The sequence below is a fragment of the Streptomyces sp. NPDC001868 genome, assembly GCF_040297125.1.
GTDB lineage: Bacteria > Actinomycetota > Actinomycetes > Streptomycetales > Streptomycetaceae > Streptomyces.
Genome location: NZ_JBEOYO010000013.1, coordinates 138786 through 152617, shown reverse-complemented (window position 1 = coordinate 152617; position 13832 = coordinate 138786). Strand labels below are relative to the sequence as shown.

Here is a 13832-nt window from a genome sequence, read left to right as displayed (position 1 = left end):
CCTCACATCCGGAAGACGCCGAAGCCACCGCGCGCGCCCTCGTAGGGCGCCGTGTGGATCGCGGACAGGCACAGGCCGAGAACGGTGCGGGTGTCGCGGGGGTCGATGACCCCGTCGTCGTACAGCCGCCCGGACAGGAACACGGGGAGCGATTCGGACTCGATCTGCTGCTCCACCATCGCGCGCAGCGCGGCGTCCGCGTCCTCGTCGTACGGCTGCCCCTTCGCCACGGCCGACTGCCGGGCCACGATCGAGAGCACGCCCGCCAGTTGCTGCGGGCCCATCACCGCGGACTTGGCGCTGGGCCAGGCGAAGAGGAAGCGGGGGTCGTAGGCGCGGCCGCACATGCCGTAGTGGCCGGCGCCGTACGAGGCGCCCATGAGGACGGAGAGGTGGGGGACGCGGGAGTTGGAGACGGCGTTGATCATCATCGCGCCGTGTTTGATGATGCCGCCCTGCTCGTACTCCTTGCCGACCATGTAGCCGGTGGTGTTGTGGAGGAAGAGGAGGGGGATGTCGCGCTGGTTGGCGAGCTGGATGAACTGGGCGGCCTTCTGGGACTCCTCGGAGAACAGGACGCCCTGTGCGTTGGCGAGGATGCCGATCGGATAGCCGTGGAGGGTGGCCCAGCCGGTGGTGAGGCTCGTGCCGTAGAGGGGCTTGAACTCGTCGAAGTCGGAGGCGTCGACGATCCGGGCGATGACCTCTCGGGGGTCGAAGGGCGCCTTCAGATCGCCGGGGACGATGCCGAGCAGTTCGTCGGGGTCGTACTTGGGGGGCTGGACCACGTGCGGGTCCGGATCGGCGTACGCCTTGCGGTGGTTGAGGCGGGCGACGACGCGGCGGGCCTGGCGGAGGGCGTCGGGCTCGTCGACGGCGAAGTGGTCGGCGAGGCCCGACACGCGCGCGTGCATCTCGGCGCCGCCCAGCGATTCGTCGTCGCTCTCCTCGCCGGTGGCCATCTTGACGAGCGGCGGACCGCCGAGGAACACCTTCGCCCGTTCCTTGACCATGATCACGTGGTCGGACATTCCGGGGATGTAGGCCCCGCCGGCGGTGGAGTTGCCGAAGACGACGGCGATGGTGGGGATCCCTGCGGCGGAGAGCCGGGTGAGGTCGCGGAAGATCGCGCCGCCCGGGATGAAGATCTCCTTCTGGGACGGCAGATCGGCCCCACCCGACTCCACCAGGCTGATGCAGGGCAGGCGGTTGGCGAGCGCGATGTCGTTCGCGCGGAGGGCCTTCTTCAGGCTCCACGGGTTGCTCGCTCCGCCGCGTACGGTCGGGTCGTTGGCGGTGATCAGACACTCGACGCCCTCGACGACACCGATGCCGGTGACGAGCGAGGCGCCGACCGCGTACTCGCTCCCCCAGGCGGCGAGCGGGGAGAGTTCGAGGAAGGGCGTGTCGGGGTCGAGGAGGAGTTCGATGCGCTCCCGGGCGAGGAGCTTGCCGCGCTTCCGGTGCCGGGCGATGTACTTCTCGCCGCCGCCCGCGAGGGCCTTCGCGTGCTCGGCGTCGAGGGCGGAGAGGCGGGCGAGCATGGCTTCGCGGTTCGCGGTGTGTTCGGGGGCGCCCGGGTCGAGGGCGGAGCCGAGGACGGTCATGGGCGTGTCTCCGCGAGGTCCGGGCGGTGGCGGTGGGCGGTCATGGGCGTGTCTCCGCGAGGTCCGGGCGGTGGCGGTGGGCGGTCACAGGAGGATCTCCGGTATGTCCAGGTGGCGGGAGCGCAGCCATTCGCCGAGGGCCTTGGCCTGGGGGTCGAAACGGGCTTGCGAGGCGACGCCCTCGCCGAGGATGCCGGTGATCTCGAAGTTGAGGGCGCGGAGGTTGGGGAGGACGTGCCGGGCGACGGGCAGGTCGGCCGTCTCCGGGAGGAGTGCGCGGAGGCGGTCGGTGGTGAGGGTGTGGGCCAGCCACCGCCAGGCGTCGTCCGTACGGGCCCAGAGACCGATGTTGGCGTCGCCGCCCTTGTCGCCGCTGCGGGCACCGGCGACGAGGCCGAGGGGGGCGCGGCGGGTGGGCAGCCCGGTCGGCAGCGGGGCCGGGAGGGGTGGCTCGTCGACCGGTCGGAGTACGAGGGTGTCGTCGGCCGGGGGGACGGGAAGCCGGCGACCGTCGTGGAGGACGGCCGTGTGCGGGACGGTGCCCTGGTCGACGTAGGCGGCCTCGAACACCCCGTAAGGGGCGCCCTTTCCGGGTGGGGCCAGGACGTGGAAGCCGGGGTAGCTCGCGAGGGCCAGCTCCACGGCGGCTCCACCGAGGGCGCGGCCGACGGCGTTCTGGTCGGGGTCACGGACGACGACGTGGAGGAGGGCGCTGGCGGTCTCCTCGGTGCGGGCGTCGGGGTGGTCGGTGCGGGCCAGTTCCCAACTCAGGTGCTGGGGAGCGGACTTGGCGGCGGCGAGCGCGGTCTCCAGCTGGTCGCGGACGAGGGCGGCCTTGCGCTCGATGTCCAGGCCGGTGAGGACGAAGGTGACCTCGTTGCGGAAGCCGCCGAGCCGGTTGAGGCCGACCTTGAGGGTCGGGGGCGGGGCCTCGCCGCGTACGCCCTCGATACGGACGCGGTCAGGGCCGTCCTGGGTGAGCCTGATCGTGTCGAGGCGGGCGGTGACATCGGGGCCCGCGTACCGGGCGCCGCCCGTCTCGTAGAGGAGCTGGGCGGTGACCGTGCCGACGTCGACGAGGCCGCCGGTGCCGGGGTGTTTGGTGATGACGGCGGTTCCGTCGGCGTGGAGTTCGGCGAGGGGGAAGCCGGGGTGGCGCAGCCGCTCGGGGGCGTGCTCGTGGATCTCGTGGAAGAAGGCGTAGTTGCCGCCGGTGGCCTGGGCGCCGCACTCCAGGACGTGCCCGGCGACGACGGCGCCCGCGAGGCGGTCGTACTCCCCGGGCCCCCAGCCGAAGTGGGCTGCGGCGGGCCCGGTGACCAGGGCCGCGTCCGTCACCCGGCCGGTGACCACGATGTCGGCGCCCTCCCGCAGACAGGCCGCGATACCGAAGCCGCCGAGGTAGGCGTGGGCGGCGAGGGTGCCGGGGTGCAGGGCGGTGAGGTCGTCGCCCTCGACGTGCGCGACCCGGACGGGGATGCCGAGCCGGTCAGCCAACTCCCTTACGGCGTCGGCGAGTCCGGCGGGGTTGAGGCCGCCGGCGTTGGCGACGATCCGTACGCCGCGCTCCCTCGCGAGGCCGAGGCACTCCTCCAGTTGGCGGAGGAAGGTGCGGGCGTATCCGGCGGTGCGGTCGGCGGGGTTCTTCAGGCGGTCGCGGCCGAGGATGAGCATGGTCAGCTCGGCGAGGTAGTCGCCGGTGAGGACGTCGAGGTCGCCGCCGGTGAGCATCTCGCGCATGGCGTCGAAACGGTCGCCGTAGAAGCCGGAAGCGTTGCCGACGCGCAGCACGCTCACGGGGTGGCCCCCTTGGTTCCCTGGGCTTCCTTGGCCTCCTTGGCTTCCTTGGACTCTCGTCCCGTTCCCGGTGGGCCGGCGAAGGCCTGGGCGATGTCGAGCCAGCGGTCGGCGTCGGAGCCTTCGGCGTGCAGGGCGAGGTCGGCGCGGTGGGCGCGCTGGGTGACCAGGAGGCAGAGGTCGAGGGCGGGGCCGGTGACACGGTCGGTCGCGTCCTCGGGGCCGTACGTCCACAACTCACCGGCCGGGCCGGTGAGTTCGACGCGGAACTCCTCGAACGGCGGGGTGAGTCCGTGCACACCGAAGGCGAAGTCGCGGGTGCGGATGCCGAGGCGGGTGATGTGCCGGAGGCGGTCGGTGGGGGCGATCCGGGAGACGCCCAGTCCGTCGGCGATGTCCAGGCCGTGGGCCCAGGTCTCCATCAGGCGGGCGGTCGCCATGGAGGCGGTGGACATGGGCGGGCCGTACCAGGGGAACCGCGCGCCCTCGGGCGCCGCGCGCAGCGCCTCCTCCAGGGCCGCGCGCCCGGCCCGCCAGTCCGCGAGCAGCTCCTCGGGCGGCTTGCCGGCCCCTTCCTCCGCGCCGCTGTCCACGAAGTCCCCGGGCGAGGTCAGCGCGCTCTCGACCTCACGGGCGAAGGCGGCCTGATCGGTCACCGCCAGCACGGAGGAGTGGTCGGTCCAGGCGAGGTGGGCGATCTGGTGGGCGACGGTCCAGCCGGCGGCGGGCGTCACGAGCCCCCACCGCTCCGGGCTCAACTCGGCCACGAGCAGGTCGAGTTCCTCGCTCTCGGCGTGGAGATCGTCGATCACGGGCGTTGGGTCGGCCATGGGGGGAGCATGGCAGCGGGAACAGAAACAAGCAAGCGTGCTTGGATTTTTGGTGGTGGGTTCGCCGGCCGGGTCGTGGGTTCGACTTTGCTGCGGGGTCGGGGCGGCGGGTTCGGCGGGTTCGGCGGGTTCGGCGGGTTCGGCGGGTTCGGCGGGTTCGGCGGGTTCGGCGGGTTCGGCGGGGGGCGCACTCCTCGCCGTCGTAGCCCTCTCAGAGCTTGCGGGCCGCAGGCGTAAGTTGCAAAGTCGACTACACGCCTGACTTAGTCCATTGCCTTGCACTACCGAGTCGCTCATACTGAACGAAACGCTCGCCCAGACACCTCACCCCTCCGTTCTCCGCTCTCTTGGACGGCCCCCGTGACACGCCCCAGTGCTGACCAGTCCGCACCCACCGCCGCAACGACGACACCACCGGCCGATCTCGCCCCCGGCGGAACCGGCGCCCCCCGCGCCCCCCGCGCTCTGGGCTCCCTCGGGCCGGTGGGGCTGGTGCTGGCCGGAGGGATATCGGTGCAGTTCGGCGGGGCGTTGGCGGTGACGCTGATGCCGCGCGCCGGGGCGCTCGGGGTGGTGACGCTACGGCTCGCGGTGGCCGCGCTGGTGATGCTGGTGATCTGCCGCCCCCGGCTGCGCGGGCACTCGCGTACCGACTGGACCACGGTGGTCGTCTTCGGCGTCACCATGGCCGCGATGAACGGCCTCTTCTACCAGTCCGTCGCCCGTATCCCCCTCGGCCCCGCCGTCACCCTGGAAGTGCTCGGCCCGCTGGCGCTCTCCGTCCTCGCGTCCCGCCGGGCGGTGAACCTGGTGTGGGCCGGGCTCGCCCTCTGCGGAGTCTTCCTCCTCGGCGGAGGCGGGGCCGGTGGCTTCGGCGCCCTGGACCCGCTGGGCGTCGCCTTCGCCCTGGCCGCCGGGTTGGCGTGGGCCCTGTACATCGTCTTCAGCGCGCGTACGGGGAGGCGGTTCCCGCAGGCCGACGGGCTGGCGCTGGCCATGGCCGTCGCGGCGGTGCTGTTCCTGCCGCTGGGGATCGTCGAATCGGGGACGCGGCTCGTCGACCCGAAGACGCTCGCCCTGGGCGCCGCCGTCGCCGTACTCTCCTCCGTCCTCCCCTACACCCTCGAACTCCTCGCCCTGCGCCGCCTGCCCGCCTCCACCTTCGCGGTCCTCATGAGCCTGGAGCCCGCGATCGCCGCGACCGCCGGCTTCCTGATCCTCGACCAGGCCCTCGCCACCACCGAAGCCCTCGCGATCGCGCTGGTCATCGGGGCGAGCATGGGGGCGGTGCGGACGCAGGTGGGACGGGGGAAGGCGCGGCAGGGGAAGGCCGGGGCTTCGGGGTGAAGCGGGGGCTTCGAGGCTAGGCGGGCGCTTCGGGGTGGGGCGGAGGCTTCGACGCGAGGCGGGCGCTTCGGGGTGGGGCGGAGGCTTCGACGCGAGGCGGGCGCTTCGGGGTGGGGCGGGCGCTTCGGGGTGAGGTCTTGCCGAAACGGCAACGGGCTTCGTGACCGGGGCGCGGCCCGACGGAGGATCGGCACGCACTGCTTCGCTCGCCCGCCTCTGCAGGAGGACCCATGCCGCAGAAGACGACCGCCTCCGCCCCCGACTCCGCCGCACTTGGCTCGGCAGCCCCCGACTCCGCCGCCTCAACCACCGTCCCCGCCCCGGCCCCGGGCGCCCGTACGCACCGCCTGGTCCCCTCCCCCGCCGGCCGGATCCACCTCGTCGAGCAGGGCAGCGGGCCGCTGGTGCTGCTCGTGCACGGTTTCCCGGAGTCCTGGTACTCGTGGCGGCACCAACTGCCCGCGCTGGCCGCCGCCGGGTACCGCGCGGTGGCGATCGATGTGCGGGGGTACGGCCGTTCGTCACGCCCCTCGGCTGTGGAGGCGTACCGGATGCTCGACCTCGTGGCGGACAACGTCGCCGTCGTGGAGGCCCTGGGCGAGGAGTCCGCGGTGATCGTCGGACACGACTGGGGCGCGACCATCGCCGCCACCTCCGCGCTGCTCCGGCCGGATGTCTTCCACGCGGTCGCCCTGCTGAGCGTGCCGTACACCCCGCCCGGCGGCCCCAGGCCGAGTGAGGTCTTCGCCCGGATGGAGGGCGGGATGGGAGGCGAGGCGGAGCACGGCACGGCGTCCGAGAAGGAACCGTCCGAGGAGTTCCAGGAGTTCCAGGAGTTCCAGGAGGTCCAGGAGGTCCAGGAGGTCCAGGAGGTCCAGGAGGTCCAGGAGGTCCAGGAGGTCCAGGAGGTCCAGGAGGTCCAGGAGGTCCAGGAGGTGCAGGAGGTGCAGGAGGTGCAGGAGGTGCAGGAGGTGCAGGAGTTCTACGTCTCGTACTTCCAGCGGACCGGCCGGGCCGAGGCGGAGATCGAACCCGATGTGCGGGGCTGGCTCGCCGGGTTCTACGCGGCGCTGTCCGCCGACACCATGCCCGGGGCCGGCGCCCCGGACCCGCACTTCGTCGGCCGTGGCGGGACCTTGCGCGACAGGTTCCCGGCGGACGGCCGCCTGCCGGCCTGGCTCGGCGAGGACGATCTCGACGTCTACGCGGCGGAGTTCGAACGCACGGGCCTGACCGGCGCGTTGAACCGCTACCGGAACATGGACCGCGACTGGGAGGACCTGGCCGGCCACACGGGCGCCCCCATCCCCCAGCCGTCCCTGTTCATCGGCGGCACCCGGGACGCCTCCACGACCTGGCTGGCCGACGCGATCGAGGCCTACCCCGTCACCCTCCCCGGCCTCACCGCCGCCCATCTCCTCGACGGCGCCGGCCACTTCGTCCAGCAGGAACGCGCCGAGGAGACGAACCACCTGCTGACCACCTGGCTCGCCTCCCTGACGGCGGACCGGTAAGGACGACGGTAGCGACCCGTACCGCAGCCCGTACCGCAGCCCCTACTAGCGGGCCACGCCGCCCGGCACGGCGAAGCGAACCGGGATGTACTGGTCGTACAGCCGCTCGTTCGTGGCCGTGAAGTCGGCGCGGGTGACGATCGCGCAGCGCACGGTCTCCCCGCACACCTTGCCGTCGGCGATCTCGGGCCGGAGGTTCAGCGTCGTACGGAACGCGCCGCCCTTCTCGTACGGGAGGGTGGTGTACGTCGAGGGGTTCACCGACCCTGACGCCGTCCGGGATCACGCAGAAGGCGAGGAAGATGCCCTGGGCCCGGTTGTATCCGGCGCCCTTGACCTTGACGGTGGGCCCCGTCGCCTCAGCCTTCCGGCCCCGCCTCGATGGCGAGGGCGATCTCGTAGCGCAGTCGCTGACGCCCCGCCGGCATCACCATGCGGTCGACCTGGAACGGGCGGTGGTCCCGGTCGAGGGTGACCCTCGTCAGGCGGAGCACCGGCTCTCCCGGTGCGGTCCGGAGGGCTTCCCGCTCCTCGGCGTCCGGGTTGTCCGCTGTCACGTCCTCGCGGACGAGGGCGCCGACGTGCCCGAGTTCGGCGAGCAACGTGACTGCCCCGCCGGGGATCTTGGCGGTTCCGGCGAGACGGGTGCCCCGGGCGATGCCGGCCGGGTAGTACGTATCGGTCAGCTCGTTCGGCTGATCGTCGAGAAGGATCAGCCGTCGGCGTACGACGACGGTCTCGCCCTCACCCAGCCCGAACAGCCGCGCGACCTCGGCGGGAGCCGCCACCTCACCGGCGTACAGGATCCGCTGGGTCCCACGCCGCCCCTGGGCCGCCGCGTCCGCACCCCAGGCGTCGCCCTGCCCCTTCTCCCGCGGTGTCAGATACGGCATCGAGGTGCTGACCCAGTTGCCGGCCCAGTTGCCGAGCCCGTCACCGACCCCGTCGCCGACCCCGTTGTTCGCGCTCACGCTGTCCTCCGCATGGCTACGACCGTACGTCGGCCCCCTCGGTCACCGCATCGAGCGGTCACCGCATCGAGCGGTCACCGCATCGAGCGCAGTTCCGGGTGTTGCGTGGTGATGCCCATCGGCTGGAGGAGGGGCGGGGGTTCGGGGCCGGGGTCCGGGGTGGGGGTGGTGTCGGCGGTGGTGGGGTCGAAGCCGGGGGGCCAGCGGGTGTGGGGGCTGGTGAGGGCGCCGGTGAGGCGGGCCTCGGTGAGGTCGGCGGTGGTCAGGTCCGTGCCGCGCAGGTCGGCCAGGCGGAGGTCGGCGCGGTGGAAGACGGCGCCGGACGCGTCGGCCTTGCGGAGGTTCGCCTCGCGCAGATCGGCCTCGGTGAAGTCGGCGTCCCGCAGGTCCGTTTCGACCAGTCGGGCGCCCCGCAGGTCGGCCAGGGTGAGGCGGGTGCGGCGCAGGATCGCGGTCTTGAGGTCGGCGTGGCGCAGGTTGACGGAGACGAGCGAGGCCTGTGTCAGGTTGGCGTGGTAGAGGCCCGCCGCCTCCATGCAGGACCGGTCGAGGTTGACGGCGGTCAGCCACAGCCCGTCGCAGTCGGCCCGGCGCAGATCGGTGACGCTCAGGTTGAGCCAGGACTGCTCCCGGGGCTGGAGCAGCAGCACGCCGAGGCCGGTCAGCGCGACCTGCGCGTCGGCCGTCCGTACCTCCAACGGCATGACGTCGTTGATCGGCGTCTGTGCCGCCGGGGCGTCCGGTCCGGTGGGCGGCCAGGGCAGATGCGTACGGAGATAGGCCGCCAGGATGGAGAGGATCGCCTCGCGGTCCCTCGCCGAGTGTTCCGCGATCCGCCACAGCGCGTGGAGCCCGCCGATGCGTACGTCCACCTTGTCGCTGCCGAGTTGGTCGACCGCCCGGCTGAACCGGTCGGTGACATAGCCCTCCTGCGTCGCGCGCAGACCGTCCTGGCTGACCCGGAGCTGGCGCCAGGTGGCGTACGCGCCGAAGAGAACGGCCAGGCCGCCGATGGCCTGCAGCAGCGTCGTACGGACATCACTCACGGCCTTGAGCCTGTCCCGCGCGTCCACACTCGCCCCGGCGAGATCGTGATCCACCACCGCGCCCGGCAACAGGACGAGTACCGCGCCGACTGCGACGAGACCCGCCAGCCCGAGGACCACCACGGCCGACGCCCGTCGCCTCCCGGACAGTCGGTCCCGCCATGTTCGACGACCCTGCCCCCGGTTCTCCATGGGCACGTGAGCCTAGGCGGCGGGTGAAAACCGATCAAGGTCGGTCAGGGGCCGCGGACACCAACTGCCGCCGCCCGTCGCCATCACCGGACGCTGCTGTTATAACCGGCCCATGATCTACCACGTCGTCTCCCTCGATGCCTGGAACGCCCGACCCGACCAGCCGTACGCCCCCGCGTCGCTCCCGGAGGACGGTTTCGTGCACTGTTCTCCTGACGAGGCGACGACGCTGGCTGTCGTCAACGCCTTCTATCTGGACGCGCCCCGGCCGTTGCACGTGCTCGTCCTCGACGAGGAACTGCTGGACGCCAGGGTGGAGTTCGAGGCCGCCGCGCCCGCTCCGCCGCCGGGAGTCGGGGCGGACGTGCTGTTCCCGCACGTCTTCGGTCCCCTCAACCGTGACGCCGTCGTGCGGATCCTGGAGATCCGGTGGGACGGGGAGGGGCGCGCGGCGGGGCTGACGGCGAGCTAGCGGTTCATGCCCCGCGAGCGGTTCCTGCGGTTCACATCACCGAGAACGCGAACGCCCAGTACACCGCCGTGATCGCGACGCCCAGGCGGATCCTGCGGCGTCGGGGCCAGCCCTGCACCTGAGGGTTCTTGTTCCACCAGTACACGCCCGCGCCCCAGATCACGGTCATCACGAAGCCGATCGGGGTCTGGGTCCAGAACCAGGCCATCACGCCGACGATGGAACCGCCGACGACATGCCCGATCACATGCTCGGCGATGCGGTCCTTCTCGTACTTCTCCTGCTTCCGGGGCGTCGCCTCCCCCGGCGCCGCCACGCTGTTCTCCGGCTCCCCCTCTCCCTCCCCCTCGCGCCCCTTCGCCGTCTCCCCGTCGTGCCGGTCCATGCGCCTCCCTCGCGCCGAGAGCTGGGACGAGACCAACCCGATACTCCCCGTGCATGCGCGAACACGAACGGTCAAGGGGGCGGCGCGCGGGGGCGGTGGCGGGGAGCCCCGGGAGGGCGGGCGCCGGTGCCGTCTCACCCCACGACCTCACCCCACGAGCTCACCCCACGACGTCACCCGGCGACGTCACCCGGCGACGTCGCCCGGCGACCCCGAAGGGCGCATTTCCGGACGTTCTTCGGGGCGATCACCGGGAGGGGGTCCCCGACGGCTCCGCGCGCTCCAGTCCCTCCGCCAGCACCTCCGCCATATGCGACCCCCGCCTCCCCGCCAGCTGTTCCAGCTGTGTCCGGCAGGAGAAGCCGTCCGCCAGGACGATCGTGTCGTCGGTCGCGGCCCGTACCGCCGGGAGGAGTTGGTCCTCCGCGCAGGCGACGGAGACGTCGTAGTGACCCTTCTCGAAGCCGAAGTTGCCCGCGAGGCCGCAGCAGCCTCCGCTGAGGTCGCCGGTGAGGCCGGTGGCGGTGCGGAGACGGCGGTCAGGGGCGTCACCCAGGACCGCGTGCTGGTGGCAGTGGGTCTGGCCGACGACCGGGCGGCCGATGGCGGGCGGGGTCCAGTACGGGGCGTGGCGTTCGAGCGCCTCGGCGAAGGTGATGACGGAGGCGGCGAGCCGGTGGGCCCGGGGGTCGTCGGGGAGGAGTTCGGGGAGGTCGGTGCGGAGCGTCGCCGCGCAGCTCGGTTCGAGGACGACGACGGGGAGGGGCGGCGGGGCGAGGTCCGGGTCCTCGTCCAGGAGCCGCTGCGGGACGGGGGCCAGGAGTACGTCGAGGATGTCGAGCGTGCGGCGCAGCACCGCGCGGGCCTGGTCCAACTGGCCCGTCGAGAGGTACGTCAGTCCGCAGCAGACCCGGCCCTTCCGCGTCGCGAACAGGGCCCTGCCGAGCCGAAGTCGGGTGACGTCGGCCTCCTCGCCCGCCTCCGCCCTCCGCACCCGGGCCGGCTTCCGCTTCATCCGGAACGTCGGCGGCACCATCACCTTCAGCCCGGCCGCCTCCAGCACCCGTAGCGCCGCCTGCCCCACGGACGGCGAAAGGTACTCGGTGAAGGTGTCCGTCCACAGCAGCACCGTCACCGGTGCCTCGTACTCCTCGTACTGCTCGTCCCCGTCGCCATCCTCGTCGTCCTCTTCGACGCCGCCGGGCTCGACGCCCTCGTCGATGCCCGCCCTGGCGGGCCCGAGCGCCTCCTCGAACATGTCCGCCATCTCCTCGGGGCGGAGGGGGCGGCCCAAGTCCCTCTTCTTCCTCTTCCACCTTCTCCGGAAGTCCGGGTCGTCGAAGGGGTCCCCGATGACCGGCTCCTCCCCCGACAGCGCCTCGGCCTCCGCCGCGTCCACCTCGTCCAGCCTGGCCCGCTCCCTGAGCATCCCCCCGTACCACCGCGTGAACGGCACCCTCGCCAGCCGGGGCAGCTCCCGCTCCCCCGCGATCCCGCCCAGCCGCTTGGCGAGCGAGGCCAGGGGACGTACACCCGCGAGGAGGTTGACCAGCCCGGCCGTGCGCGTACGGGCGACCAGGCCGAGCCACCGTGGCAGCCGGCCCATCGCGTAGTGGGCGGCGGGGCGGCGGCGCCCCGCGTAGTGGTGGTGGAGGAACTCCGCCTTGTACGTGGCCATGTCGACGCCGACCGGGCAGTCCGAGCGGCAGCCCTTGCAGGAGAGGCAGAGGTCGAGCGCGTCCCGTACCTCGGGGGAGCGCCAGCCGTCAGTGACGACCTCGCCGGCCAGCATCTCGTGCAGGAGGCGGGCCCGGCCCCGGGTGGAGTGCTCCTCCTCGCCCGTCGCGCGGAAGGAGGGGCACATGACGGCTCCGGACGCCGGACTCACCTCGGTCGTACGGCACTTGGCGACGCCCACACAGCGCCGTACCGCCGCGGAGAAGTCACCGCCGTCGTCCGGGTACGCGAACTCCACCTGCACGGGCTCGCGCGGCAGGACCGTGAAGCGGAGGTTGGAGTCCAGGGGCGCGGGGCGGACCAGCATGCCGGGATTCAGGAGGTCGTCCGGGTCCCAGACGCCCTTCACCCGCTCGAACAGCCGGACCATCTCGGTGCCGTACATGGTCGGCAGGAGTTCGGCGCGGGCCTGGCCGTCGCCGTGCTCGCCGGAGAGGGAGCCGCCGTGCGAGGTGACCAGTGCGGCCAGTTCCTCGGAGAAGCCGCGGAAGCGGGCGATGCCGGGCGGTGTCAGCAGGTCGAAGTCGATGCGGACGTGGATGCAGCCGTCGCCGAAGTGGCCGTAGGGCGTGCCGCGCAGGTCGTGGGCGCGGAGGAGAGCCCGGAAGTCCCGTAGGTACGCGCCCAGTCGGGCCGGCGGCACCGCGCAGTCCTCCCAGCCCGGCCAGGCCTCGCTGCCGTCGGGCATCCGGGTCGCCGTACCGCTCGCGTCCTCCCGGATGCGCCACAGCGCGCGCTGGGCGGCGGCGTCCGTCACCACGAGGGAATCCACAAGCGCGCCGTCGGCCTCCGCCGCGCGGACGATCGCCTCGGCGTACGCCCGGGCCTCGGCGGGCGTGTCGCCGCCCGTCTCCACGAACAGCCACGCCCCGCCGCGCGGCAGCCCGGTCGCGCCCGGCGGGACCAGGTCCGCCGCCATGCCCTCCACGGTCAGCGGGCCGTGCGGCAACAGCCCCGGGGCCGCCTCCGCCGCCGCGCTCTCGTCGGCGTACGCCAGGACGGCGAGCGCACGCGCGCGTGGGGCCTCGACGAGGCGTACGACCGCTTCCGTGAGCACACCGAGCGTGCCCTCGGAGCCGCAGAAGGAGCGGGCCACGTCCGCGCCGTTCTCCGGGAGGAGGGCGTCCAGGGCGTAGCCGGAGATACGGCGGGGGAGGTCGGGGAAACCGGTGCGCAGACGGGCCAGCTCCCGTTCCACCAGCGGGCGGAGGCCGTCCGGCGCGCCTGCCCAGCCCTGCCCGAGCCGACGTACGTCCCCTCTCCCGCCGACCACCGACAGCTCGCTCACGCTGTCCGCCGTCGTGCCCCAGGCGACCGAGTGCGAGCCGCAGGAGTTGTTGCCGATCATGCCGCCGAGGGTGCAGCGGCTGTGGGTGGAGGGGTCGGGGCCGAAGCGGAGGCCGTGCGGGGCGGCGGCCTCCTGGAGACGGTCCAGGACGAGGCCGGGCAGCACGACCGCCGTACGCGCATCCGGGTCGAGGGAGACCAGCCGGTTCATGTGGCGGGTGAAGTCCAGGACCACGCCCGTGCCCGTGGCCTGCCCGGCGATCGAGGTGCCGCCGCCGCGCGCGACGACCGGAACGCCGTGCTCGCGGCACACGGACAGGACGGCCGCCACGTCGTCCGCGTCCCGGGGCGCGACCACGCCCAGCGGCACGCGCCGGTAGTTGGACGCGTCCATCGTCATCAGCGCGCGTGCGGTCGCGTCGAAGGAGACCTCGCCGCGCACGCCCGCCGTCCGCAGAGCGGCCGACAAAGCGCCCCTCAGCTCCCCGGCCCCTGATTCCGTCATGCGTCCCAGGATGCACCCGACCACTGACAGTGACCGCGAAATGACGCGACACCCTGTGGACAGACGGCGCGCCGCTCACCGGGAACGTTGGCTTGATTCCGGAGAGCTAACTTGAAACCGGCCAACCCCCGTCACGAACTCC

11 protein-coding genes are annotated in these 13832 nt (G+C 72.8%); 3 read left to right on the top strand and 8 right to left on the bottom strand.

The annotated features are described in order from the left end of the window. Positions 1-2 precede the first annotated feature (2 nt). The 3 genes from ABT147_RS18040 to ABT147_RS18030 form a co-directional block, all read right to left on the bottom strand. Complete coding sequence (locus tag ABT147_RS18040) at positions 3-1607, bottom strand: acyl-CoA carboxylase subunit beta (protein WP_351406999.1); 1605 nt, start codon at positions 1605-1607, stop codon at positions 3-5. A gap of 84 nt (positions 1608-1691) precedes the next feature. Further along, complete coding sequence (locus tag ABT147_RS18035) at positions 1692-3404, bottom strand: acyclic terpene utilization AtuA family protein (RefSeq protein WP_351406997.1); 1713 nt, start codon at positions 3402-3404, stop codon at positions 1692-1694. Then, positions 3401-4234, bottom strand: a complete 834-nt coding sequence (locus ABT147_RS18030) for a TIGR03084 family metal-binding protein (RefSeq protein ID WP_351406995.1) — start codon at positions 4232-4234, stop codon at positions 3401-3403. Before ABT147_RS18030 ends, ABT147_RS18035 begins: the two co-directional genes overlap by 4 nt. A gap of 360 nt (positions 4235-4594) precedes the next feature. On the opposite strand from ABT147_RS18030, the gene ABT147_RS18025 reads away from it, so the two are divergent. Both ABT147_RS18025 and ABT147_RS18020 read left to right on the top strand, forming a co-directional pair. Next, entirely contained in the window at positions 4595-5581 is a 987-nt protein-coding gene (locus tag ABT147_RS18025; RefSeq protein ID WP_502983104.1) for an EamA family transporter, read from the top strand. A gap of 230 nt (positions 5582-5811) precedes the next feature. Next, the gene (locus tag ABT147_RS18020) at positions 5812-7095 is read left to right on the top strand and encodes an alpha/beta hydrolase (protein ID WP_351406993.1); all 1284 of its coding nucleotides are present in this window, start codon (positions 5812-5814) and stop codon (positions 7093-7095) included. Positions 7096-7140: 45 nt separating this feature from the next. On the opposite strand, the gene ABT147_RS18015 is transcribed toward ABT147_RS18020, so the two are convergent. From ABT147_RS18015 to ABT147_RS18005, 3 genes are all read right to left on the bottom strand, one after another. Further along, positions 7141-7356 (bottom strand): hypothetical protein, encoded by a 216-nt coding sequence (locus ABT147_RS18015; RefSeq protein WP_351406991.1) that lies wholly within the window; start codon positions 7354-7356, stop codon positions 7141-7143. 98 nt (positions 7357-7454) lie between these two features. Continuing rightward, entirely contained in the window at positions 7455-7988 is a 534-nt protein-coding gene (locus ABT147_RS18010) for a GntR family transcriptional regulator (protein WP_351407126.1), read from the bottom strand. Positions 7989-8140: 152 nt separating this feature from the next. After that, entirely contained in the window at positions 8141-9232 is a 1092-nt protein-coding gene (locus ABT147_RS18005; RefSeq protein WP_502983109.1) for a pentapeptide repeat-containing protein, read from the bottom strand. Between the two features lie 184 nt (positions 9233-9416). Between ABT147_RS18005 and ABT147_RS18000 the strand changes: the two genes are divergently transcribed. Further along, a complete protein-coding gene (locus ABT147_RS18000) occupies positions 9417-9776 on the top strand; it encodes a DUF952 domain-containing protein (protein WP_351406987.1) in 360 nt (119 codons plus the stop codon). 31 nt (positions 9777-9807) lie between these two features. On the opposite strand, the gene ABT147_RS17995 is transcribed toward ABT147_RS18000, so the two are convergent. Continuing rightward, positions 9808-10161, bottom strand: a complete 354-nt coding sequence (locus tag ABT147_RS17995) for a hypothetical protein (RefSeq protein ID WP_351406985.1) — start codon at positions 10159-10161, stop codon at positions 9808-9810. Positions 10162-10408: 247 nt separating this feature from the next. Beyond that, entirely contained in the window at positions 10409-13690 is a 3282-nt protein-coding gene (locus ABT147_RS17990; protein WP_351406983.1) for an FAD-binding and (Fe-S)-binding domain-containing protein, read from the bottom strand. Between the last annotated feature and the right edge of the window lie 142 nt (positions 13691-13832).